The sequence below is a fragment of the Microcoleus sp. FACHB-68 genome (genome assembly GCF_014695715.1).
Taxonomy (GTDB): domain Bacteria; phylum Cyanobacteriota; class Cyanobacteriia; order Cyanobacteriales; family Oscillatoriaceae; genus FACHB-68.
On record NZ_JACJOT010000008.1, the window covers coordinates 33,168 to 57,244 of the forward strand.

At 48.3% G+C, this 24,077-nt stretch carries 23 protein-coding genes; 11 read left to right on the forward strand and 12 right to left on the reverse strand.

The genetic code is table 11. The features are described from left to right. Positions 1–58 precede the first annotated feature (58 nt). A complete protein-coding gene (locus tag H6F73_RS09180; protein WP_190758509.1) occupies positions 59–1,567 on the reverse strand; it encodes a UbiD family decarboxylase in 1,509 nt (502 codons plus the stop codon). A gap of 92 nt (positions 1,568–1,659) precedes the next feature. Here H6F73_RS09180 and H6F73_RS09185 point away from each other — a divergent pair, with 92 nt between their 5' ends. The 3 genes from H6F73_RS09185 (at position 1,660) to hppD (ending at position 5,659) form a co-directional block, all read left to right on the forward strand. Beyond that, positions 1,660–3,042 (forward strand): NYN domain-containing protein, encoded by a 1,383-nt coding sequence (locus H6F73_RS09185; RefSeq protein ID WP_206754742.1) that lies wholly within the window; start codon positions 1,660–1,662, stop codon positions 3,040–3,042. 594 nt (positions 3,043–3,636) lie between these two features. Continuing rightward, positions 3,637–4,347 carry an SDR family oxidoreductase gene (locus H6F73_RS09190; RefSeq protein ID WP_190758511.1) on the forward strand — a complete coding sequence of 237 codons (711 nt, stop codon included), beginning with the start codon at positions 3,637–3,639 and terminating at the stop codon, positions 4,345–4,347. 163 nt (positions 4,348–4,510) lie between these two features. Then, positions 4,511–5,659, forward strand: a complete 1,149-nt coding sequence (hppD, locus tag H6F73_RS09195; protein WP_190758512.1) for a 4-hydroxyphenylpyruvate dioxygenase — start codon at positions 4,511–4,513, stop codon at positions 5,657–5,659. Between the two features lie 251 nt (positions 5,660–5,910). On the opposite strand, the gene H6F73_RS09200 is transcribed toward hppD, so the two are convergent. Then, entirely contained in the window at positions 5,911–6,519 is a 609-nt protein-coding gene (locus tag H6F73_RS09200) for a CPP1-like family protein (RefSeq protein ID WP_190758513.1), read from the reverse strand. Between the two features lie 356 nt (positions 6,520–6,875). Here H6F73_RS09200 and H6F73_RS09205 point away from each other — a divergent pair, with 356 nt between their 5' ends. Continuing rightward, positions 6,876–7,136, forward strand: a complete 261-nt coding sequence (locus H6F73_RS09205) for a hypothetical protein (RefSeq protein WP_190758514.1) — start codon at positions 6,876–6,878, stop codon at positions 7,134–7,136. Here H6F73_RS09205 and pgeF read toward each other — a convergent pair. After that, positions 7,117–7,953, reverse strand: coding sequence for a peptidoglycan editing factor PgeF (pgeF, locus tag H6F73_RS09210; RefSeq protein ID WP_190758515.1), 837 nt, complete (start codon positions 7,951–7,953; stop codon positions 7,117–7,119). The two genes, H6F73_RS09205 and pgeF, sit on opposite strands and share 20 nt — an antisense overlap. A gap of 125 nt (positions 7,954–8,078) precedes the next feature. Between pgeF and H6F73_RS09215 the strand changes: the two genes are divergently transcribed. Continuing rightward, complete coding sequence (locus H6F73_RS09215) at positions 8,079–8,876, forward strand: biotin--[acetyl-CoA-carboxylase] ligase (RefSeq protein ID WP_190758516.1); 798 nt, start codon at positions 8,079–8,081, stop codon at positions 8,874–8,876. A 285-nt stretch (positions 8,877–9,161) separates the two neighbouring features. Beyond that, a complete protein-coding gene (locus H6F73_RS26240) occupies positions 9,162–10,850 on the forward strand; it encodes a M23 family metallopeptidase (protein ID WP_190758517.1) in 1,689 nt (562 codons plus the stop codon). A gap of 37 nt (positions 10,851–10,887) precedes the next feature. Here H6F73_RS26240 and H6F73_RS09225 read toward each other — a convergent pair whose 3' ends face one another. After that, a complete protein-coding gene (locus H6F73_RS09225; protein ID WP_190758518.1) occupies positions 10,888–11,595 on the reverse strand; it encodes a riboflavin synthase in 708 nt (235 codons plus the stop codon). Between the two features lie 368 nt (positions 11,596–11,963). Between H6F73_RS09225 and H6F73_RS09230 the strand changes: the two genes are divergently transcribed. From H6F73_RS09230 to H6F73_RS09240, 3 genes are all read left to right on the forward strand, one after another. Beyond that, entirely contained in the window at positions 11,964–12,470 is a 507-nt protein-coding gene (locus H6F73_RS09230; RefSeq protein WP_190664820.1) for a bifunctional nuclease family protein, read from the forward strand. A 115-nt stretch (positions 12,471–12,585) separates the two neighbouring features. Next, a complete protein-coding gene (locus H6F73_RS09235) occupies positions 12,586–13,713 on the forward strand; it encodes an aldo/keto reductase (RefSeq protein ID WP_190758519.1) in 1,128 nt (375 codons plus the stop codon). Between the two features lie 240 nt (positions 13,714–13,953). Next, on the forward strand, positions 13,954–14,487 hold the full coding sequence (locus H6F73_RS09240; protein WP_190758520.1) for a hypothetical protein: 534 nt from the start codon (positions 13,954–13,956) through the stop codon (positions 14,485–14,487). Between the two features lie 58 nt (positions 14,488–14,545). Here H6F73_RS09240 and H6F73_RS09245 read toward each other — a convergent pair whose 3' ends face one another. Further along, the gene (locus H6F73_RS09245) at positions 14,546–15,739 is read right to left on the reverse strand and encodes an extracellular solute-binding protein (protein WP_190758521.1); all 1,194 of its coding nucleotides are present in this window, start codon (positions 15,737–15,739) and stop codon (positions 14,546–14,548) included. 1 nt (position 15,740) lies between these two features. Then, complete coding sequence (locus tag H6F73_RS09250; protein ID WP_190758522.1) at positions 15,741–16,280, reverse strand: phycobiliprotein lyase; 540 nt, start codon at positions 16,278–16,280, stop codon at positions 15,741–15,743. A gap of 556 nt (positions 16,281–16,836) precedes the next feature. Here H6F73_RS09250 and H6F73_RS09255 point away from each other — a divergent pair. Beyond that, on the forward strand, positions 16,837–17,205 hold the full coding sequence (locus H6F73_RS09255) for a hypothetical protein (RefSeq protein ID WP_190758523.1): 369 nt from the start codon (positions 16,837–16,839) through the stop codon (positions 17,203–17,205). A 128-nt stretch (positions 17,206–17,333) separates the two neighbouring features. Here the strand turns inward: H6F73_RS09255 and cobT are convergent, their stop codons facing one another. From cobT to H6F73_RS09285, 6 genes are all read right to left on the reverse strand, one after another. Then, positions 17,334–18,440 (reverse strand): nicotinate mononucleotide-dependent phosphoribosyltransferase CobT, encoded by a 1,107-nt coding sequence (cobT, locus tag H6F73_RS09260; protein WP_190758524.1) that lies wholly within the window; start codon positions 18,438–18,440, stop codon positions 17,334–17,336. A 139-nt stretch (positions 18,441–18,579) separates the two neighbouring features. Beyond that, a complete protein-coding gene (locus H6F73_RS09265; protein ID WP_190758525.1) occupies positions 18,580–19,377 on the reverse strand; it encodes a DUF2232 domain-containing protein in 798 nt (265 codons plus the stop codon). A gap of 193 nt (positions 19,378–19,570) precedes the next feature. Beyond that, positions 19,571–20,077, reverse strand: coding sequence for a universal stress protein (locus tag H6F73_RS09270; RefSeq protein ID WP_190758526.1), 507 nt, complete (start codon positions 20,075–20,077; stop codon positions 19,571–19,573). A 337-nt stretch (positions 20,078–20,414) separates the two neighbouring features. Further along, positions 20,415–21,122: a Crp/Fnr family transcriptional regulator gene (locus H6F73_RS09275; RefSeq protein ID WP_190758527.1), complete on the reverse strand. Its 708-nt coding sequence runs from the start codon at positions 21,120–21,122 to the stop codon at positions 20,415–20,417. 471 nt (positions 21,123–21,593) lie between these two features. Next, entirely contained in the window at positions 21,594–21,860 is a 267-nt protein-coding gene (locus tag H6F73_RS09280; protein ID WP_190758528.1) for a hypothetical protein, read from the reverse strand. A 250-nt stretch (positions 21,861–22,110) separates the two neighbouring features. Next, positions 22,111–23,166: an alpha/beta fold hydrolase gene (locus H6F73_RS09285; RefSeq protein WP_190758529.1), complete on the reverse strand. Its 1,056-nt coding sequence runs from the start codon at positions 23,164–23,166 to the stop codon at positions 22,111–22,113. 327 nt (positions 23,167–23,493) lie between these two features. On the opposite strand from H6F73_RS09285, the gene psb27 reads away from it, so the two are divergent. Then, positions 23,494–23,892, forward strand: coding sequence for a photosystem II protein Psb27 (psb27, locus tag H6F73_RS09290; RefSeq protein WP_190759584.1), 399 nt, complete (start codon positions 23,494–23,496; stop codon positions 23,890–23,892). The last annotated feature ends 185 nt before the right edge of the window (positions 23,893–24,077 follow it).

The window sequence follows — 24,077 nt, forward strand, 5'->3', positions numbered from 1 at the left end:
GCGACCGTAATTGCTCGCACATTTACAGTCGCTCTTTTACCGCTTTCTTAACGTTTCCTTATCTCACGTCATAACCAAACAAATTCGGATTAACTTCATCTAACTTTAAATCCGCTAAACCATACTCAGCCCAACGACGCTCAACCATCGCCGCTACATCCGGATCAGACTCTAAAGGTTCGCCCCATTCATGCTGGGTTTCCGGCGGAATCTTTGTTGTTGCATCAATTCCCATCCGTCCTCCCAATCCAATCTTTTCACTCGCAAAATCCAATGTGTCAAATGGTGTCTCTGGCAGAATAAAAACATCTCGCACCGGGTCAACTTTTGAACTAATTGCCCACACCACTTGACGCGGATCACGAATGTTGATATCTTTATCGACAACAATCACAAACTTCGTGTAAGTAAATTGCGGTAGAGCACTCCAAAACGCCAAAGCTGCCCGCCGCGCTTGACCCGGATACGCCTTATCAATGGAAATAATTGCGGCTTTATAACTGAGCGCTTCCATTGGTAGGAAAAAGTCAACAATTTCTGACACTTGCTGCCGCAAAATAGGCGTGTAAATTCGATTTAGCGCAATTGCCATCATCGCCTCTTCTTTCGGTGGACGCCCGCTAAATGTCGTTAGATAAATCGGATCTTTGCGATGCGTCATGCAGTGGAAGTGAATCACCGGCGAATCTTCTACGCCGCCGTAATATCCCATGTGATCGCCAAAAGGCCCATCCGGCAGCACCTCCCCAGGCGTAATCGTTCCTTCTAAGACAAATTCTGAGTCCGCCGGCACCTCCAAATCCACCGTCTTACACTTCGCCAGATTCACCCCAGAACCGCCGTAAAGCCCCGCAAACAGCCATTCTGAGAGGTCTACCGGAATCGGAGTTGCAGCCGCCATGATAATCATCGGGTCAACACCGAGGGCAATCGCCACCTCCAACTTCTTCCCCTGTTCCGCCGCTTTCCGTAAATGTCGCGCCCCACCCCGAACCGACAGCCAGTGTACCGTCATCGTATTGCGAGATTGCAACTGTAGCCGGTAAACCCCGACATTCGGCGTTCCTGTCTCGCAATCTTTAGTAATCACGAGTCCTAAAGTGACAATTTTGCCGGCATCCCCCATATAAGGGCGAATCATCGGGATTTTCGTCAAATCTACAGCTTCCCCTTCAAGCACCACCTGATGACACGGCGGGAAAAAATCGCGTCCCGGTTTCGCCTTGAGTACATCAAATAACACCTTGCCAAACTCTACCGCCTGGGAAATTTTCTTCGGCGGTTTCGGCTGCTGTAGCATCGCCAGCTTCTTGCCCAATTCCTCCAATTCTGCCGGTTTTTCCATATTCATCGCCCAGCAAACCCGTTCCTCGGTTCCCAGCAGGTTGATCGCCACCGGATACGCTGCGCCTTTGACATTCTCAAACAGCAGCGCCGGCCCGCCTGCTTGCAACATCCGGTTAGAAATCTCTGCAATTTCCAAATTAGGGTCAACTAAGGCATTAATCCGCCGTAGTTGTCCCCGTTCTTCTAAAATTTTGATAAACCCGCGCAAATCTCTCGCCATGATTAAGATGTGTAAATCTCCGTCTCTTATTATGGGGTGAGACTCCACTCCATGTTGTAATAGCTATGCTAGAAGACTCCCGTTTAAAGCCGATGAACCATTCATCTGTTATCCAATCAATTAGTCGCTATGTCTGCCAAGCCATTTTTTCCATCTATCTAAGCCATCCTGAATGGCTGAATGAAAAATTTAAAAATCAGCCGTGGGAGAGTCAAAAATTTCAAGATAAATTTTTCGTTAAAGTTGTTGAAGAATTCAGCAAAACGGAAGATAAAAATGAATTAATTGTCAAAACCATTAAAGTTTTTGATAATTTTTTGTTACCTAGCTTTTTTGTGTCTTCAACTTTCAGTGAAGTCATGGAAAATCTTCGTCAAATCACCCAGACAGAAACCGTTATTTCCTCGAATCAAGTAGAGGAGTCAAAGCCGGCAGACAATTTCGCCAGGGTAAGGGCGGAATCAACGGACTCTGCAACGGCGGTTCTGCTTCTTGATGCCGAAAATTTACCGCTAAATGTTGAAACAGAAAACTTCCTAGCCGGCTGCTGCACCTATCCAATTCGGATTAAGATTGCCTTTGCAAATTGGCGCAGTATGGGTAAGCAAGATATTGAATATCACGGACGCAGTTATGAACTTATTCATGTCCCAGCTTCTAAAGATAGCGCTGATATAAAAATGGCAACTGTGGGGGCATCAATTTTCTTGCACTACCCAACTGCAAAAGAAGTATTAATTTGTTCGTCAGATAAGGCATTGCTACATCTTCGCAATACATTACAAGCCCAAGGATTAACGGTTTATCTCGTTCGCAAACAGGGAGAAACTATCATAGTTGTCAATAGTATCACCGGCAACACGCAAACCTATGCAATCAAACCGATCCCGACGATTGATCAATTTATTCACCAAGTTAAAAATTTAATATTAGAAGAACAAAAAAATACTTCTAATCAGTGGGTGAAACTTTCGCGGATCTCACAACTTTATCAAGTTAAATATAAAACTCAAATTAACCAAGTGGTGACGGGCCACTTACCGGGAAAAAAAGCCCAAGATATTTTTGTGAATTATCCTGCCGATTTTGTGGTGCATCAGCCGGCAGAAAAATCGGAATTCTATGTTACTTTATTTCAGCCGGCTCGTTCGTCTGCTGCGCTTGAAACTCAAACACCTGACCAGATAACTACAGCGAAAGTTCTGTCTCAAACTCCATTAAATATTACTTCTAAAGATGAGATGGAACAAGCACTCGTGAAAATTGTTATGGCTTTAACTGCTAACTCTCCGGAAAGCTTCGTTTCACTCTCAAATGTGGGCGCTGAATTTTACAAGCACTATGGTCAACCGATTACTAAGGTGATGACAGCCTTAAAGTTAGGCAGTAAACTCTCTAAATTTTTGTTATCTTGTAGCGGTTTTAAAGTCAAAAATATTGAAAATCAGTATTTAGTTTCTCTTTCGCAAGTTTAAGTTAATTTAAATTTTATTATTGTAATTAAAATTAAATGAATTTAACGAAAATCCTATTTTTAAATTATTTTTATAAGCCACGCATGATAGCGTAGTATGCCGATTAGCATATACAGATGTTTGTCAAAATTGTTGGTTTATGTCAAAGGTTTAATCTATTAAAAATAAGTATAATTTAAAAATCTTATTTCATTAAAAATCCTATAAGCTCTTTAATTAATGATTTGTACGATTTGATAAACGATGACGTAGCTCACCTTCATTTGAGGGCATTTATGCTTTGCGATAAGTAAGAAGATTTGAATCGAATTTAAAATTGCTATATTTGATCGATTACTGGCACTCCTCATGTTGTTGGCGTTGAAAGCCTCAAATAAGTTTTTACATATTTATGAACAACAAAAAAAAGGTATAAAATAAATCAAATCAGAGCAACCCTGATTTCTACTTTACCGGCTGGTTCTTATGCTTGCATCTATCAACAGAATGATTTATAGTCGGCTTACAGTTTATCATTTTAAATCACCTTCAAGAGCCACAAAAAAGTATTTTTGTGTGTATTATAGCTAAAGTCATAAAGAAACATAAAAAGCTATGCAAGACAAAGTCGTTGTCGTTGTTGGAGCCACCGGCGGCATCGGTTCAGCAGTTACACGCCAGCTAGCCAAAGCCGGCGCACAGCTTGTACTCGCCGCCAGAAATAGTTCGCGCTTAGATGCGTTGGCAGCGGAATTACTCTCGCCGATGCAACTGATGCCGGTGCCTTGCGACATTACCGATCCGCTGCAAGTTGATAGACTGATGAAAAAAGCAGTGGGCCAATTTGGTCAGATAGACGCTTTGGTAAATGCAGCCGGTGCCGGCATCTTAAAACCGGGCCACCAAATCGAGCCGGCTGAACTCAACGCAATGATAGATGTTAACCTCAAAGGCAGTTTCTACACCACTCAAGCAGCCGCACAGCACATGAAAGAACAGCAGTCGGGTCATATTTGCAACGTGGTGGGAATTTTAGGCAAGCATTCGATGGCAATGGCATCGGCTTACTGCGCTTCCAAATTTGGGGTTGTTGGGTTCAGCAAGTGCATGGCAGATGAACTTAAGCGCTTTGGCATCAAATTCACACTGCTGTACTTTGGCGGCGTCGATACTCCTTTCTGGGATGACATTACCTTAAAAGTAGACCGGAAAAAAATGCTGAGTGCTGAAACGGCTGCCGGTGCGATTGTTTATGCCTTGTCTGCTGAACCGCAGGCGGTGCCAATGGAGATTAATATTCAGCCAGAAAGTCACTTATTCTTTTAAACAGTATTGACTGATATCAGCCTTGGCTAACGATGAGTGCCCTAAACTTCAAGAAAGCCACATAGCTGATGGCTAAATGTTGACTTTTAAGTGCAGCTTAAATTAGCAAATAGCAAAGTTCAACAAATTTATTTGACCGTTCCAGCGAATTCAGTTTATCTTCATGCAGATTGACCACGTTCACTTCTACGTTGAAGATGCAACAGCGTCACAAGACTGGTTTGTGAACCAGCTGGGTTTTCAAGCCGTCGCCAGTTTCACCGGCAACCACACCCGCACTGAAATTGTTAAAAATGGGCCAGTTTACTTTTTTCTATCTTCACCCCTAACAGCGTCCAGCCCAGCCGGCCAATTTCTTCAACAACATCCAGACGGTATCGCCGATGTCGCGTTTCGTGTGCAAAATATTGACGCGGTGATGGCTAAAGCCATCGCTGCCGGCGCTCAAGTATTACAGCCGGTGCGGCAGCAGCCACTCAATCGAGGGCATCTGAAGTGGAGTCAAATTGCCGGTTGGGGCGACCTAAAACATACTTTAATCGAAGCGATAGATACACAGGAAGACGACGTTTGTAACTTTTTGGGGCGAAAGAGTGCGGCGGCTATGGGGGGTGTCGAATTCACCCTTCACCCCCACTCAAAAGTCAAAACTCAAGACTTAGCACTTCAACTCACCGGCATCGATCATGTGGTGCTTAACGTGGCTGCCGGTGACTTAAAGCGTGCAGTTGCCTGGTATGAGAAAACTTTGGGATTTCAGCCGCAGCAGGCGTTTGCAATTCAAACAGAACGTTCGGGATTGCACTCTCAGGTAATGGTTCATGCCGATGGCGTCGTGCAGTTGCCGATTAATGAGCCTACCTCTGTCAATTCCCAAATTCAAGAGTTTCTGGACATTAATCGAGGTTCAGGAATCCAGCACATCGCCTTACGCACCGGCAATATTGTCCCTTTAGTCGAGCAGTTGCGCCACAAGGGTTTGCCATTTATCCAAGTTCCGCCAACTTACTACACCCAACTGCGATGCCGGCATAAAGTTCATCTGGCGGAAGCGGAATGGGAGGAAATTGAGCGCAGCCGAGTTCTAGTGGACTGGCATGAAGAGACACCCGACGCCTTGCTGTTACAGATATTCACCCAGCCCATTTTTGGCCAACCCACGTTCTTTTTTGAGCTAATTGAGCGCCGGTTACACGCGAGAGGGTTTGGAGAAGGCAACTTTCGGGCTTTATTTGAAGCGATCGAACAAGAACAGCTCAAACGAAGCAGCCGAAACGACACATTCCTTCACCAAACCCAACGGCAAAAGTGAGCTGGGATTTATAGCCGATTTCCACTCGCTGAGGTGAAAGTAGGGTGCTTAATAGCCATGCACCCCATGTTTCTTGTTGGTTTCTGCCGATTGAAAGCACAGCTAGACAAATAAACCCTCGGCTGTAGACTTCGCTTGTCTAGCCGCCTTAGGGTCGCATTGCCAAGCAATATTTTATTCGCCCAAATGCTTAACTTGACACGAATGTATGGGAACCGCCCCCATATAAAGGAAGTGAGCGGTGTTCAAAGCTAGCGCAAAAAGCTGCTGACTAACCAGAGGACGACAAACGTCACCAAGGTGATGAACTTCTCCTCTGTCAAACCAGTTGCACCAAATTGCGAAAGCAGCCCCCCTAAGACCAAACCAAAAACCAAGCCGGTGATCGTCAGTAATACAGCGCGACCGAATCGGTTTTCCTTACGATTAAGAAAATAGAGCGTTGCCCCCACACCCAAAGCCAGAGCAAGTTGCAGTAAAGATGCACCGGCTGCTGAGGTGATGCTGAGGACACTCAACGTGGCAAACAAGCCAGCCGGCCATAAAATATCTGTCCGGCTGGGGGTATCAATGAACTTTTGCAACCAAGCAGGACCTTGCTTCGGTGGTGCCGGCGCGGGTTTAGGTGGCGCTTGGGCTAATTTTTCTGGAAAACGAATGCCTTCCGGAACCTTGATTTTGCCTTCTTGACGCTGCCGCAACCGATCCATCAGGATGGCATCATAAGCCGCTTCAATCATTTCCACACGCTTACGATCCCCGCCGCACTGCTGCACCAGTTGATTGCGTGCTTCTTGGATTTCATCAAACGTCGCGTTTTCTGTAACCCCTAGCGTTTCGTAGTTACTTTGCTCACTCATTATCCAATAGACCTCCCTCCCCTTCAACTTAGCTTAGCCTGATATCTGCCTACAAGTTTTGCATTCAGCAAAGACTCTTTGAATGACGTTATTGTTACAAGACGCTGTAATTTTTTAATTTAAATTAATAGAATTCTTTCTCCCTTACTATCGCGATTGGAAGCCGCTGCTAGGAATTAGCCACTCCCCCATTTGACAGCCCTGTATTATACCGCTTGCTTAAATATAACGGTTCTCACTGCCATTCATCCGCCACAGGAGGGGATCAATAGATGATTGCGTCCCTACAGTGTTTCAAACGCTGTGGCGCACCGAATTGAGAATCCTGATAGAAGCCGGAAGGAGTCTGAGAAGGAATGAACCGGCATCGACAACGCGCAATCGGGTGGCCGGCAGCAATGAAAAACCGGCAGGCCAATCAGGAAGTTGTCCTAATTGAGAAGAAACCTGCCGGCTCAGTAAAAGTCACATCCCGATTTGAGTTACACACCACACTCCGCACAGCTTTCTGGTTACCGCTGTTAATCTTGATGCCACTTGTATTGTTTGAATACAACAGGTTTAAGCGAGGTTCAGGATCGCTGAGATTGAACCGGCCTATTTGTTTGCCGGCTTGATGCTGACAATCCCTGACCACTGCACCTTTTTCAAGTTGTCCCGCCGGTAGGAAAAAAAGTATTCGGGGGATTGGTACGTGCAATAAGGTGCGATCGCCACTTGCTCAGCAGTAATTCCCAACTGTTCCAGTTGCAGTGAAATCGTCCGCCGCACATCCAAGCGCACCCGTCCTGGCTCAGGATCTTCTAAAACCGGCGGATTCGGCAGCCGGTGTAGGGTAGACAGCACAGAATCTACGTCCTCAGTTGGGGCAACTGTAGCTCCCACCTGAGCCGCCACCTCCTCAGAAACTTGGTAAACTTCACCCGCGATCGCAGGACCCATCGCCACACGCAACTGATGCAGTTGGCTGCCTTCCTCCTGAAGTCTGGCAATCGCTTGCGGCACAATTTTAGCCGCTGTACCGCGCCAGCCGGCATGAACAGCCGCCACTTGACCTGTGTGCGAGTCAGCAATCAGCACCGGCGTGCAATCCGCGCTGCAAACCCACACCGCCTGCTGGGAGTTTTGTGTCGCTAAGCCATCCGCCTCGAAAAAATTCTGGGGTTCATCTGCCGCTTGCGTGGCAGCATTTTCCTCCTCAAAAGATTCTCCTCTGACAACAGACACCGGCATCACTTCACCTGTTTTGAAAACAGTGTTGCCGTGTACCTGTTTCACTCGGTAAACCTCAGCAGATGGCTGCAGCGCTGCCACCAGTTCATCGGGGGATTGTGGCCAAAACTGGTGTGTAAAAAAACCGTGTGGCCATTGCTCCAAAAGGCTACAGGTGAGATAAGACCGTCCGTTCCAAGTGCGCCAGTTCCAACTATACATAGGAATTTTTAGGGATTTAGATTTTAGATTTTAGATTTTAGACTCATCCAAAATCCAAAATTCATCCGCCAGCTAATCGGTTTTTGTGTTAACTTAGCCCTCAGTCTATCAACTTGACAGCTACTGTGGGATTTAGTCAAGAGCGGTTGGAGACAGCCCTCCAGTCAACCTTAAGACTTGGATGCGACCAGACACCGTTTACCGTCCATATTTTTAACCGGCTCGTCTCGACAAACCAGACGCTCTGGGAGTTAATTGATCAGGGTGCCGGTGCGGGAACGGTTGCAATTGCCAGCCAGCAAACGGCTGGACGCGGTCAGTGGGGCCGGCAGTGGCAGTCTCAACCGGGGGGATTGTATCTATCTCTGGCGATTGAGCCAAGGTTGCCGGCTTCCCAGAGTGCTCAGTTAACCCTTTGCAGTGCTTGGGGTATTGCAGCCGCCTTAAGAGAATGGGGCATTCCCGTCTCGCTCAAATGGCCCAATGACTTAATCCTAGCGGAACGCAAATTAGGAGGCATCCTAACCGAAACTCGCGTGCATCAAGGGAAAATTGCGAAAGCGGTCGTGGGTGTGGGCATCAACTGGGCCAACGAAGTTCCTGAAACCGGCATTAATCTACAATCTTTCTGTACTGAGGAAGTGTGCCCTTCGATTGCATCGCTGGAAATGCTGGCCGCTGTTACCCTGCGAGGGTTGGCGTCCGGATACCAGTTTTTGGCCGAGAAGGGAATAGCAGAGTTGCTGCCGGCTTACTGTGCATTTTTGACAAGCTTGGGCAAGCCGATTGTCGTAGAGGGGCGTCAGGGAGTTGTCGTGGGGGTCTCTTCTCAGGGTGAGCTACAAGTCCGCTTCCATGCCGATCCAGCCGGCTCAGAAATTTGTCTCCAGCCTGGAACAATTGCTTTGGGTTACAAATATTAAGTGTATAACTCCCTTATCAGGATAAAATTATCGGTGCCCCTCTTCCTGCTTCCGACAGATATTCTTTTACAAGGAAGGAAGAAGTATCAGGGTGTGCCGCATTAAGGGTGTCATGGCCAATCACTAAGGCACCAAGAACACCAAAAAGCGCTCTACTCACACCAGTTATCAGTCAATTATCTATCTATCAGCGATTTGTCCGCTTGTCTAAGTGATAGATGAGATAGGGCAAATGAAATTAGTTCATTACACAAGCAGTGTTTCTCAGATTCGTGTGGGGATGTTATGCAGCAACGTTCAGCAAAGCCGGGTTCTAATCATACCCCGCTAGTACGGGTAATGAGTTGGATTAGCAGTATTGGAATGCTAAGCAGCGGCATGGTGTGGGCGCAAAGCCAGACAACACCGGATGCAGCAATTGATAAAACTGCTTATGAAACGCCCGTAAGTTTGGAAATCGCGCCGGTGGAGCCGGCACCTGTGGCGCTTGAATCCGCTCCCTCTATAGAAATTCCTGAAAAAATTCCTCAGTGGGTGCAACCGGCTCCAGCCGCCCCAGAACCCGTCCCTGTAGAGGCGATGGCACCCGCACCGGCTCCAGTAGAACCGGCACCCCTTGCTGCCGATCCGGTGCCACCGCCTGCTGCCCCGGAACCAGCACCCCTGGCGGTGGAACTAGAACCCTCTCCAGTGCCGGTGGAGGCGCAAACGCCAACGGCTGCAGAGCGGTTAGTGCCAAAAGAACAGCCGCAGGTGGCAACAGAACCCATCCCTTTGCCAAATTCAATCGCCCTGCCAGAAACTTCGCCCGCTTCTGCGCCTACAAAAGCTCAAGCTCCTATTGATTACAGTAATGTTTATATTGACCCCACAAGCTACAGCCTTGGGGCAACAAAAACTTACGAAGAACCCAATTCAGTGGTTTTGTCTGAACGCTCTACCGGCTGTGAAGCGGTTGTAGGGAAAGGGCAAGGGGTGTCGGGCAACTTGTGTGACAGTGCCACTCAACCCCAGTCTCCACCGGCAAGTAATTCTTTGATTCTTCCACCGCCACCGCCTCCCGTTGCCGATCTGCCGACTGCCATAAATGGCGGGACTTTACCGAGTCTGGAGGCGCAGCCTTACGTTCCCCCGCAGCCGGTGCAGCCTTACGCGCAGACTCTGCCGGTGCCACAGTCTATCCAACCTGTGGCGACGCAGCCTTATGTTCCCTCACAGCCGGCGCAACCCTATGCTCAACCTGTGCCGGCGCAACCCTATGCTCAACCTGTGCCGGCACAACGCTATGCAGAAATTGAAGAAGCGCCGGTGGCAGAGCTTCAGCCGGTTTCAGTTGGAGTCTTTGAGGTTGCGTCCGGTGGAGTTAGTGTTGGCAATGTCGCGCCTCCCAGCACGGGTGGGTACTACTACAACCCCTCATCGCCTCGCCTTCTCGGCTTACCGGGTAATGGCAATACCAGCCTGCTCTTTCCGCTGAGTATGCCGGCTCCGATTACTTCAGCGTTTGGATGGCGAATTCATCCGATTTCTGGCGGGAGTAGTTTCCACGCCGGCACGGATATCGGAGCACCAATGGGAGCGCCGGTTTTAGCTGCCCTTACAGGTAAGGTAGAAATCGCAGACTATCTAGGCGGCTACGGTTTAGCGGTTATCTTAAAACACAATCAGGGCACAGAAGAAACCCTCTATGGCCACCTCTCACAAATTTTAGTCAAACCAGGCGATGTGGTGGAGCAGGGATCGGTGCTTGGCCAAGTCGGCAGCACCGGCAACTCTACCGGCCCGCACCTCCACTTTGAATTCCGTCAGCTAACGGCAAAGGGTTGGGAAACCCTCGACCCCGGTGCTCAGCTAGAGTACGCCTTGGCTCGGCTTGTTAAAGCCGTAGAAACGGCTCAATCCGCTCCCAAACCAACGGCTCAATCAGCTCCTAAGCCAGCGACTCAATCCGCTCCTCAACCCGGTGCTAGCTAACGGTTAAGAGAGAATTAAGGCAAAGGAGCAGGGTCAATCAAAGAAATCCATGCTCAGCTAAAAATGCCGGTGAGATGTCATCCCAGCCATTATCAGTAGCGGGTGACTCTAGCGCCGGCATTTCGGCTGAAGATTGATTTGAGCCAAAACCAAGAAACTTTTCCACGTATTTGCCTAAAATATCCCCCTCCAAATTCACCAAGCTACCGGGTTTGAGGTATTGCAGGTTGGTTTCGGCAAAACTGTGGGGAATGACGGCAACTTTAAACCAACTGCCGGCGCGATCGCAATCAGCCACCGTTAAGCTGACACCATTAACGGCGATACTGCCTTTCGGGACAATGTAACGAGCAATTTGTCCTGCCGGCACCGTAAAACTCATTTCCCAAGAAGTCGCAGTTTGCACCGACTCTTGCAGACAGCCGGTGCCATCCACATGGCCGGTGACGAAATGGCCCCCCAGCTTGCTGCCTACTCGCAGCGACGTTTCTAAATTAACAAAAGCGTTACTCAGCTCTTGGTGTCCCAATGTGGTGCGGCGCAAGGTTTCTGGGGACGCCGTCGCCACAAAACCGCGCTGTAAAATTTCCACCACTGTTAAACAAACGCCATCAACAGCAACGCTGTCTCCAATGGCCAAATCTTGCAAAATTACGCTGGAACCAGCAGAGGCGCATAAAACTTGCAATTGCTGCGAACCCAGGTAATTAATCGTGCCTAATGCTTGAATGAGTCCTGTAAACACGGTTTTTTAAGAAAATTTGAGTTTAACGTGCGTTTTTAACCGAATGATAAAATGCCGGCAACGATCCCGCCTTCTTCCAGTGTCAACTTTTTTGGCAAATTCTGGGAGCAGTCATTGTCAATCGGGGTAAAGATCAGGGCATACTGGAATGCAGGGAGTCTATCGAGCGGCTAAGCGGCTGAATGCCGGTGCCCATCTTTTTGATGGAGTTGCCACTTTATTCTTGTTTAACTATATCGACTTTAAATCAGTTACTTTTTATTATTAACTGGATGTTCAAGCGGTTGATTTTGTGGCATTAAAAGCCCGTTGATTTACGCCTAGCTCGTTCCTATCCTTTGCCGACAGTGTTCTAAGAGGCTGAGCAGATGATTGAGATGAAAGTCGCTGGAATTGCACTGGATGCAGCAACCCGCAGCCCAATAGTGCTGCTGAGAGATGCTGCGGAGCGACGTGCGCTTCCGATTTATATTGGTCAAGACCAGGCAAAGGCAATTATTAGTGCGCTGGAAAACCAAACGCCTCCCCGGCCCCTAACCCATGACCTGATGGCCAATATTCTAGAAGAATGGAATTTGACATTAGAGCGGGTGATCATTCATTCGCTACAAGACAATACATTCTATGCGGTGCTGACGGTTCGCCACGGGGAGGTCAAAAAAGAAATTGATGCGCGTCCTAGTGATGCGATCGCTCTGGCTTTGCGTACGAATACCCCCATCTGGGTGATGGAAGAAGTAATTGCCGATGCTTCTATTCCCGTTGATCGAGACGCAGACGAAGCAGAACGGCAAGCTTTCCGAGCGTTTATTTCTAACTTAAGTCCTGAAGATTTTATCCAACGCGGGCCTTTTAGCAGTGGCGAAACCTCGTAGGGGCATAGCATAAGCGCACAAAGTCTCTGGGCTGAAGCAAATACTGATCCGCTCATGCTTCGCCCTCCGGGCTGCGTTTAACTCAGCACTCAGCACTCAAGACTCAGCACTGACGATGCACTACCACCGGCTTGGTAAAACCAATCTGTACCTGTCGGTGTTTTCTTTAGGAACCATGCGCTATTTGGCTTCCCCAGAAAACGCTGTAGCGACAGTGCGACAAGCGGTTGCCTTGGGAATTAATCACTTAGAAACCGCCAGGGGATATGGCAAAAGTGAGGAGTATCTGGGGGCGGCATTAAGGGAAATGCCGGCAAGACGCGAGCATTTGTATATCACCACTAAAATCCCTCCCACCCAAGATGCCGGCGAGATGAGCCGGTGTATTGATGAATCCTTAGACCGGCTGGGTGTAGAGTGGGTGGACTGTTTGGCGATTCACGGGATAAATACGCCCCAGCATTTGGAGTGGGTGCTAGCTGCCGACGGCTGTATGCAAGCAGTGCAGCAGGCAGTTGCAGATGGCAAAGTGCGGCACGTTGGCTTTTCGACACATGGCCCGCTTGAAGTGATTTTAGCCGCAATTAATTCAGATTTATTTGAATTTGTCAATCTGCATTATTATTATTTTTTCCAACGCAACGCACCGGCAGTGGAATTGGCCCACCAAAAAGATATGGGTGTGTTAATTATTTCGCCGGCAGATAAGGGTGGTCAACTTTACACGCCACCGGCAACCTTAGAGCAGTTGTGCCATCCTTTTTCGCCGTTAGCGTTGAATTATCGATTTTTATTGAGCGATCCCCGCGTCACCACCCTCAGTCTAGGTGCTGCCAATCCAGAGGAATTGGAATGGCCACTGAGCGTTGCTGACCAAGATGAACCCTTGATGCCGGCGGAAATAGAAGTATTTAAGCGTCTGGAAACTCACGCGCTAACTGCCTTGGGTACAGACAAGTGTAGTCAGTGCTACGCCTGCTTACCTTGTCCGGAAAACATTAATATTCCGGAAGTGTTGAGGCTGCGGAATTTGGCGGTTGCCTACGAGATGAGCGAGTATGGGAAATACCGTTACGCAATGTTTGAAAATGCCGGCCACTGGTTTCCCGGTATGAAGGGCAGCCGGTGTACTGAGTGTGGCGACTGTTTGCCGCGCTGTCCGGAACAATTAAACATTCCTGCTTTGCTGCAAGACGCGCATCAGCGCCTCAAAGGGCCGGAGGGTCGCCGGCTTTGGGGTTAGGGAGAAGAGATGAAAATTGGATGTTTTTAACCACAGATCCACACAGATGATAGCGGAGCGTGCCGGCAGGCATATACAGATAAACACAGATGGGTTCAAGGCTGGGGGTTATAAATATTGGCAATTGGGGATTTTTCCCAGAAATTTATTCGTCATAGTCTGTGGAGATTCTTGGGAAACTACGGATTTTTGATTGCTATGAAAATTGTTAAGCCAAAATCGCAAACTGCAAACTGGTTATTGTCATTACTGATATTGAGTGTGGGTGCAAGCGTTGCGCCGGCAGCACTCACTCAAACACCCGCCACTGAGTTTGAAGAGATTCCTCTGGCACAAATTATTCAAAGACAATGTGCTGCACCGCTACCGGCTACTGAACCGCTGGATTTAAATCTTTTAGATGCGGCATCCGTCCCACCAGCGCCCATCATTACCCGCAATACGATTTCTCAACAAGGCATCACCAACCCTAGCTTGTGGTGGGCGGCAGAACAATTTGGGGGCAAGCTGCTGGATAATTGGCTGGCTTATCCCGCTGCCGATGGAGGCCGAGTGGATCTCGTTGTTAACCGGCAATTCTGGAGTTTGCTCAACTATTTAGAACGCTACCAATTTCTCAACGAGTTTGGCCTTGTTGCTCAGGATTATCGCTACAATATCCGCGTCTTCAACCCGCAAGGTGCATTTTTAGCGGCTTACACCTGTACCGGCGAGTCGGCTTCATCAGTTTGCCGCATCTGTCTTGATTCTACCGTCAGGGCGGGGGGAAATTAAATCAGAGAAGAGGTGAGGAGAGGCAGAATCCTTTCCTCGAAACTGTGAGAACCGGGCATCAAGCGCCTGTTGCCGCCGGCCCTAATCGCGTCTCCAACCACAAGGATTTATACTGCTCAAGGGCAGTAGTCGGCAAAGGTTTAAGAAATTCACTCTTGCTGATAATTTCAGGATCAGGCAGTAGTAACGTTGCTTTCTGTAATTCCTTAGACAACTCGGTTCGCTTCGTCTCTACAAGCACCGGCGAGGCACCTTTGCTCTGGCTAGAGAGTAAACGGGCAATCTGGGGCTGCCAGCAAAAGTCCATCCACTTGTAGGCGAGTTCGCTGCTGCTATTGTTACTGACTTGTGCCGGCTTCACCCATAAATCCGCCCACAGAGAAGTCCCAGACTTGGGTACAACTGCCGCAATTTCTTTGTTTTGGGCCATTGCCGACAATATATCACCCGACCAACCTACGGCAACCCAAGTATCTCCTAAAATCAGGGGTTGCAAATAAGCATTAGAACTGTAAAGTTTGGCTTGCCGATGCAGCCGGCTCAATTCCTCTTTTAGGTTTGGAACTTTATTGAGTTCTTGGGTATTGTAAGACTTGCCAAGTTTTTTTAAAGTTAAGCCGATGACTTCGCGGGGCTGATCGAGCAGAGAAATCCGTTCTCGCAGATCCTCTCGCCACAGATCACTCCAATCTTGGGGAGGTTTTAAGCCCAAGGATTTAAATTTTTCGCGGTTATAGGCAATTAAAACTGTACCCCACCGATAGGGTGCTGCCCAAACTTTGCCGGCTGGATCGATTTGTCCCTCTGCATTCCGCCGTACCAGTGTTTGCCACGGCTGGGGCAGATTCTTCCAGTTTTGTAGCTGTGCTGGATCGAGGGGTTGAATTAATTTCTGCTGGATCGCCTTTGCCAACCAATAATCCCCCAAAGTCACCAGATCGGGAATTTGGGGGGCTTTGGAAGCCATAAAAGGAATTGGCAGCGGGAAGCTTGAGGGCTTTTTCTCATTGGCTGCCGGCTGCCGGTGCAGGGCTTGCAGTTGCTCAAATAAGACTTTCACCTGGGACTCTGGCTTAAAGTCCAAAGCAAAAGCTTGCCCGATTTCCTTGCGAAATAAGCTCAACACAAGGGCCGGCAGAGAATTTTTCAGCAATTGCACTCTCAAGGTTGGCCGGCTCTGATCACCACATCCCGCTAGCAGATTGGTGAGCGTTAAGGTGCCGGCACCCGCGATAAAAAACCGTCGATTCACTCTATTTAATGCGCTTTTCTAAATACTGCCCGATCATCACCTGTTCGCCGGCATTTGAAATAATAGTTTGTCTTGTGCGATAGCTGTGACCGATTTGTTTTAATTCTTCTTCAAACACAGAGCCATTGTACTCTGTCCGCAAGCACAAGGTTTGAGGATTGGGCATATAAAACTGGGCTGTCACCGGCTTGGGAGTCGCAAAACCGCGATCTCGATACAAAATCTCACCCAATACTCCAAACAAGGTGGAACCGGCAGATTTTTTGCGATTAGAGACGGATTCTCTGCTTTCCCAGCTAACCTGTGTACCACAAGTTAGGGCAGTTTCGTCACTAAGCTCGTGCATTTGTGCCAATTTCAGCAGTTCTGGACTTCCTGCTGCCAGAAACCTAACTTTGATGAAACTGACTAGCTCTTGGATTTCTCCCTCCGGGAGTGTGTAGTAACGTCGCTCTGATCGCCATTCTCCCTCTGATTCGCGGAAAAAGTCTGCAATCAGCGATTCGGCGGTTGATTGAGATAGTTGTGCTATAGATGTCATGTGGCCCCTTTTTTGTTTGAACTACGTTTGACAGGGTATCAAGCTATCGCCCAAGCGTGGCGTCAAGTTTGTTACTTTTCTTCATAATATCTACATTATCTAGAATTTACCTGAGTGGCCACTGTCTAAAGAATGATGCGCGGACGGTGATCGGTGGATTTCAGGAGTGATAATCAATTGCAAAATTAGTGGAAAAGTAGAGAATGTTCCTCTGATATCTTGCAGCCTCTTCTAGAAAAAGACTTCTGCTTTCAAACGTGCGTTCCCAGTTGACAAGGGCTGTGACGAAAAAACACCCACAGAAACTGGAAGTGGATCTCGCAGTGGTGCAGCCAGCCGGCTTTTAAACCATCCCGAATCAGTTATAAATGGGGGGCAATGAAAGCACGCATTCTTACTCAATAAATTTCCCTGATTCAATCGGTGGCCACTCACATCAAGTTCTACTTTTTTGAACATTTGTTCTCAAAAGTTAAATAATCTAGAAATTAATCCAATTTTTACCAAGTGTTACCTAAGATTAAAAAGTAATAATTTAAGGGCAAGAGGGCGTCAAATGGAGTCACTGCAAATCCAAGTGAGTGCGTTGAACCAAAAAGTCGATGGGCTGCACCAAGTGATTGAGCAGCTCAGTAGCAAGATAGCCCAAGTGCTGTCAGAGCCAGAGTTAACTGCCGGCAAACCTGTGGCACCTGTAGCATTAAGTGTCGGGAGATACCATTATTCAAGCTATAGCAGTTTGGATATCTGTATGGAACATAAAGATGTCCTGGTTGATGCCAACCGCTTAGAAAGGAACGCTCACAGCTCAGAGCAAGAATTAACACCAGAAATTCAAATCCAACGACTGACCGCACAACTGACTGCTGCTTATAATCGGATCGCGGCTTTGGAAGAACAATTACTCGCCCAGAGAATTCACTAAAAAAGCGAAAAGCTGTCAATTTTAAGAGTAGTGAACCCTAATTGCTGAGTTTGCAGTTAAAACTCTGTAAGGGTGCATTTAGGAAGTCCATCTGTAAAAAACTAAAAACTTTTTATAAGCTGAAAGCTTCAACAACGCCCGACTAACGCTTCAATAGCATTGAGAAGTTGGGTTTGATTCCAGCCCTGGTAAAGGTGAGCCGCAATCGCACAGCCACCGGCACCCATGCCTTCCTTGACGTAGCCCTGTTCATAAACTTGCAGCACCCCATAGCGAGAGGCGGCAAACGTTAACCCAGTCGCTAGCAGAGGCACCGATCCAATCGCTTTGGCGAGTCCCACAGTGTCGCCACTGGGGTCTTCTGCCACCCATCGGGTCGTTCCCACGACAATTTCCTCTGAACGCCACTCTAGGGCGTATTGGCGGGCGATGGCCTTGATCAGGGCATAGACGGCGAGCATTTGCGTGCCGCCGGCTAGTAAGACGCCAGCAGTGCGACTGGCTGCAATCGCCATTCCAGCAACCGCGATTTGCATAGGATCTCCCACAGCTGCGATGAGTTGTAGGGGATCAGGTGAGGAATGTCTAGAAGTCAGGCAATCTCCGGGCCAAAAACCGGCTCGTTGCAAACCGGCTTGTACCACAGCCCCTTTTTGCCCATGATTGCAGTTGGGATGGCTGCTATTGACTTTACCGGCAGCCTGAACGCCCAAGCCGGTTAAAACAGCTAAGGCGGTTGTCGTTCCCCCAACCACGCACTCGCCAATGATTAAATAGTCAAAGTCTTTGGCTAATCGCTGCCCCCACTCTAGCCCCTGCTCTAGTAACAGTTTTACGGTAGAAAGTTCTAAGGCGCTGCCGGTGGTGAGACAACGTGCCGGTGTGCCGCCTAAATCAATTGCCGGCACAGTAAGCTTCACCGGCAAGCCGGCATTCAACAAATAAACAGGAATGCCTAACGCTTCCACAACCGCGCGGGAAATGAACACCGGCGAGGCACCGGCAGTCAGAGGCGGTAAAGGATAATCAGGTTGCGCTACAGGGCCGTTATATAAAAATTCAGCATCCGCCACTGCTGTGTAGCGCCGATCATCTGGTGTTGCACCGGCAGCGGAAATACCCGGAATCAGGCCGGTTTCGGTAAAGCCTAACACGCAAGCAAAAGCCGGTGATCGTCCCCGATACCGTTCCAGCCATCGCCGGCCCTGTTGTATTTGGGTGTAAGTGTAAATCATCAAAATTGAGTGATGTCTAGCTGTAAATTTTTCGAGGAATTGCCGGGATTAGGGGATTTGAAGTGTAGCCGGCCCTTCACAGAAAAATTTACAGTCGGGGCGATTAAGAATTTTGAACGAAGGGGAAATTTAACCTTTTTTATTCTTCATCCAGCAACACTTGTACCCAAGGTGGAGGCGGGGGAATCGGGTTGCCCAAGCGTTCTAGCAGTAGACACGCTGCTAGATGCACCGCAAACAAGTAAACAATGTTATTGAGCATCACCATTAACAGGGCAACTAATTGAACCACCGGCAAACTTGGCTCCTGCAGCAATCCCAGCCTTTCAAATCCCCATTGAGTGAACTCTGTAATTTGGATGGTTAGGTAAGCCCAGAGGTCTTCACCCAGCAGAATTGAGACCAACCAAAGCCGGAAGAAGAAGCCAAACGAGCCTATCAGCATTCCAATGAAAATTGAAACACTCCAGCCGGCACCACGCCGCCACAACAACCCCAGCACAACCCCTAATACACCAAAGGGGATCACATATTGAATGCTACGCATCGGACCCATTAGTACGGATAGCAGCAACCCAGACACTAACGCAGCCATCCACGCCGCCCGGTTGCCCCAGCGCAGATAGACTAAAGCGATCGGCACGGGAAAGAAGATTCGCAACACCGGCCCTAAGGGAAAATAGTAATTGATTAGCCAAATCAGGCTAGCGGTACTGGCCAAAAAAGCCGTTTCCACCATGATTAAGGGGGCTGGATTTCCCAGTTTTGGTTGGGAAAGAGAGTTTCCAGTTTCAGCATGGGGATGGGACTCTGGCGTGTCGCTTATCGGCTCAACCCCAGATTCAGGGTGAAGGAATTTTTCCAGATCATTCTCGTTTTCAGTTTCACCGGAGTTGTTGGGATGGGAAGAGTTGCTATCGCTAAAAGGATTGCTCATGCAAGTCACAAAAAAATGGTCAGCCGTCAGCCCAAACTGTCCTTAGAAAAGCCGGTTGCTGCTAGAAAGCCTGAGAGGGAGATTATACCCAGAACTGTGGACAAAAATATTGGTGGCTGTTCAGCCACCTCATTTACTTTAAACTTTATTTCTGACTGCCGGCTCGATCACGGTGCCGGCGCTGATGGGCGAATTACAAAACCATCGATTCTGGCATCTCCACTTGCTGAATCACTAGCACAGAACACGGAGCACGGTGTACGACATAATTGCTGACACTTCCCAGCAAAGCTTCTGCCCATCCTGTTCGCCCCCGACGTCCTAGGACAATCACATCCGACCCCCAATTCTTTGCGACTTGGCAAAGACACTCTCCCGCATCACCGATCTTGTAATCAAATTCCGTAGGGACTTCTAAAGCGGTTGCACTCTTGCAATACTCACTAAGCATTCCCTGCACTTGCTCGATGCGCTGTCCAACGCGCAGATGTTCAGCTTGGTAGTCATTATCCATTAGTTCTGGATACAAACCCAGCTCGACGGGCAGCACGGCTAAAGACTCACCGATCATTTCTTGGCTGAGGCAGTGACACAGCATCATCCGAGCATGATTCGCCTGAGCCATCTCTAGGGCACGGTTAAAGACAACCTTGCTTAATTGAGAGTCATCTAAGGCAACGAGAATCTTTTGAAAACTCATGGCTTTCTCTCCTGGACATGAAGGGTGTTTCAGGGTCAAACGCCGGATGATTAAGCAGTTGTGACTTCAATGGCATTCAGCCGAGCAGCCATTCCAGTTGAGCCTTGAGTAAAAGTTCAGTTAAGGCTGCGCCGGTGTGTTTTCTAACTGAAGGCCACATTCGCAAGATGATAGAACCGCTCTAGGCTGAGCGCTTGCAGTAATCGTTAGGGCGCTCGATTTCCCACCCTCAACTTAGCGCAATTGAGGGCTTTTCCTACGTTTTTGCAGTATTCCTTGACAATTCAACACCGGCTGTTTGCTTCAAGGCTAAACTTGCCTATCTTTGCCGGTATTGTTACACCAAAAGACGCTCTAGAGCGTGCATATCTGGAATGCAAAGAACATCACGTTCGCGCAAGATTAGCCCTTTTTTTTCTAACTTGCTCAGCACCCGTGTCACCGTTTCCCGCGCCAGTCCACTGAGACTGCTTAATTCTCGATGGGGTAAATTTGGGATCTCGGTTCCTTCAGCGGATAGTTTGCCCTGTCCCTCCGCCAAAAACAGTAAAATATCTGCCACGCGCGAGGTACTGTCCGACTCGCGCAACCGCAGGCGGCGGTTAACTTGTCGCAGCCGCCGCGCCATCAGTTGGGCTAGCCGAATGCCAGCCAGGGGTTCTGTGTTGAGCAGCTTGACAAAATCTTGAGCCGGTAAATTCCCAATCGTTGTAGGCGCAAGTGTAATCACATCTGTTGAGCGCGGCACTTCATCAAGCGCTGCCATCTCGCCAAAAAGTTCTCCCTTACCCAGAATATTTAAGGTCACTTCCTTACCATCAAGATTGTAGGTACGAATTTTGACCCAACCATCCAAAATAAAGTACACAGAACTGCCCCAGTCATTCTCCAGCAAAATCACTTGGTTCGGTGGATGGCTGCGGCTAACAATATGAGCGGTGGCTCTGTCAACGATCTCTTCTGGGAGACCTCCAAAAAAAGGAGTAGAGCGAATCAATTGCTCCACATTATGGTTGGACTCGCGTTGGCTGTATCGGTCTTCCATGTGGCCGTTGTGTCATAAAGGCTCTTGAGGATGTATTCAGTTATAGAGGGCGGCTGGCGGGATGGGAAAAGCTGATTGCGTTTCAAACCTGCACGACATCTGGGTTTTGAAGTTTTCTCTAATACCCGTATTATCCAACAAACCTATCTATAATAGTTGCTAACAATACACACACTTCTGTTTTTTAAGTTCGCCAGGAGCAACACTGACGCTCGTCAACTACAATACCCTATCCTATGGTCAAAGGTATTGGAATTGATTGATGAGTTCACTGGCTCAACCCCTAGATGCTGGGGTGAAGGTAACTCTTTTCCTGCTGCTGAAATTTAACAGCATGGGTGGAAACTGCATCAGCTAACTTGCCTGGGCCGGCAATACAGCGATTGACGAGTGCCTGTTTCCTCTCTAAGCGAGCTTTGCAGTGGCTCTCGCTTTAGCACTTATATCATTAAAATATATCACTTATAAGCTTTATAAGCTCACACGAGTGCCCGGTTGAGAGGCTGAGCTTGGCAATGACTCGCAGCTCAACTCCACAATCATCAGGCCGTCTAAATAAAAACCTTGGTAAGTCACGCCCTCTGAAGGGTGCCACTCATAGATTGGGAAGCTTTGCTCTTCATAATTTTCTGGAGTCATCACTAGATATCTCACCCTATCTTTTTGGGAAAGTAGCATCACTGGGATTTGTTCGCCGGCTGGGGCTACAAGTTTGTGAGTTGCTTCAAAAACACGCATTCTAGAAACCTTTTATGAATTCTCAGCTTGGAAATGTGGGATTTGAAACCTTGCCTTTTGATTCCTATAAGCATGAATGACTGAGCCACCGAACATGGTGATGCAATATCTTTATCAAAGGTGACAGTACACTCCTCAGGGTGTGATCCATATCATTGATAGCGCAAACGCGGATAAAATGCGAACTGTGGGCTAAATTGCCAGCCAGAGCTTAATAATCGGCATCCAATTGAGTTATCTGCGAGGCGGCTCACACCTGGCTCTGCTGCTGAAACCATTCTAAAACTCGATTCCACGCCCACCAGGGATCAGGATCGCCGGCTAGACGTTGACTCGTTTTGCTACTGATATAGCCCACATGACCGCCGTACTGGGTCAAAATTAAATCAATCGCCGGATTGCCGGCACAGGCTGCTTGTAAGTCAGGAATGATTGCCGGCTCAAACATCGGATCATCAGCGGCGTAGAGAATCAACGTCGATTTGTTGAGGTGAGGCAACAGCGGCAGGGCGCTACTGGCATCATAATATGCTTCTACTGAAGGGAAACCCAATCGTTCGATCACCAGTTCGTGGTCAAATCCCCAAATGCTATTCGCCCGCTCGATAGCGGCTGGATCGATTGCTTGGGGATGAACTTTATGCAATTGCCAAGCCAACTTTTTTAGTTCTCGCGCGATTGCCCGTTCTAAATACTTCCCCCAAGGATGTTGAATTAAATACGATAGAGAACGGTTGGAATCGAGACTCGGACAAATCACCGCACCGCCTCCAATGTCATTTGAGCTTAAGCCAAGCTCTTGACACAGCGTTAGATCCTGTGAAGCTTTGACAGCCCATAACGCTAATTGTCCTCCCAGAGAGAAGCCGGTGAACCAGAAGGGGGCGGGGCAACCCATTGCTTTCGCTTGTGCGGCAATACGGACAAAATCTTCTCCCTCGTACAAACCATCAGACGTCAAGGTGGGGGAGAGCAAGCCGGTTTTGCCGTGTGCTCGCCAGTCAAATAAAACTACTGCAAAGCCTTGGGCAAATGCTTTACGTCTTAACAGTTTCAGAAACCATTGATTCTCCAAATCGCCGGTGATTCCATAAGTGCCAACAATTGTGCTGTGGGGGTTGTCAGGGATGGCAACAAGTCCAAAAATCGGAACGTTGCCGGCACCAGAAAAAACCGTTTCTTGATAAGGCGGTTCTGGGTGTGGTGTGGTTTTTTCCCACTCAAGGCTAGCCCTGCGAGCCGCGTAGAGGGTCATTGCTAAGCCATTTCTCAGCAGAAAAGGTGGGATGTAGGCAGGATAAGTCATAAATCAGCAATTTCATCAAAAAAATTAAAAGCACGCATTAAGCAGCCAAACAGTGCCGACACCGGCTCAATTTTTTCTTTTGGGAGTGCCGGTTGGGCTTAGCCGTTAAAACGTCCTGTAGTGGTTACTCTAGCTACTTTTTGGCATTGAGCGAGCGTCCGCTTCCTCTCCTTATTTTGCCTGTTTTTCCCAGCTCATCTCCTCAAATAATGTATTTTTACTTATGCCAGAGCTTATGCAGTTCTTATGTAATTTGTGCGATCCCTAGGCATCAATCCAAGATAGGATAAACGTTAATTTTGATTGCAAATTTTTCTAATGAAGCTCATGAAGCACTATTTGTCACGTTTGCTGGCTCTGGTTTTAGCCGTCACAATCGGCTTGATGGGTTGTTCTGGGGGCGATGTGTCTGGTTTTACAGGTGACTACAGCCAAGACACTTTATCCCTTGTGAACAGCCTCAGAAGCGCCATTGAGTTGCCAGACGATGCTCCTGAAAAAGCAGCAGCGCAAGCACAAGCCCGTCAGCAAATTAATGATTTTGCCGCTCGCTATCGCCGGGATCAGTATACGAAGCTGGCATCCTTCACTACCATGCGGACGGCGCTCAACTCGTTAGCCGGTCATTACAATTCCTACCCCAACCGGCCTCTGCCTCAAAAATTGAAGGAACGAGTTGAGCAGGAATTAAATCAAGTAGAAGTAGCGCTCAAGCGAGGCGCTTAACTGATCCATTGAGGCGAGGGGCAGAGTACCTATTGAAACCGCTAGTGCCCAGCTGTTAGAGTCATGGCGCTTGGCACAAAGTTTGCTTTCACAAATTCCTGAAGGCTTCTGAGTTTTCCGCGATTTGTGTTTGGTAGGCTTTGCCCATGCAGCCATGACGTTAGCATGACTGTAAACGAGGAATT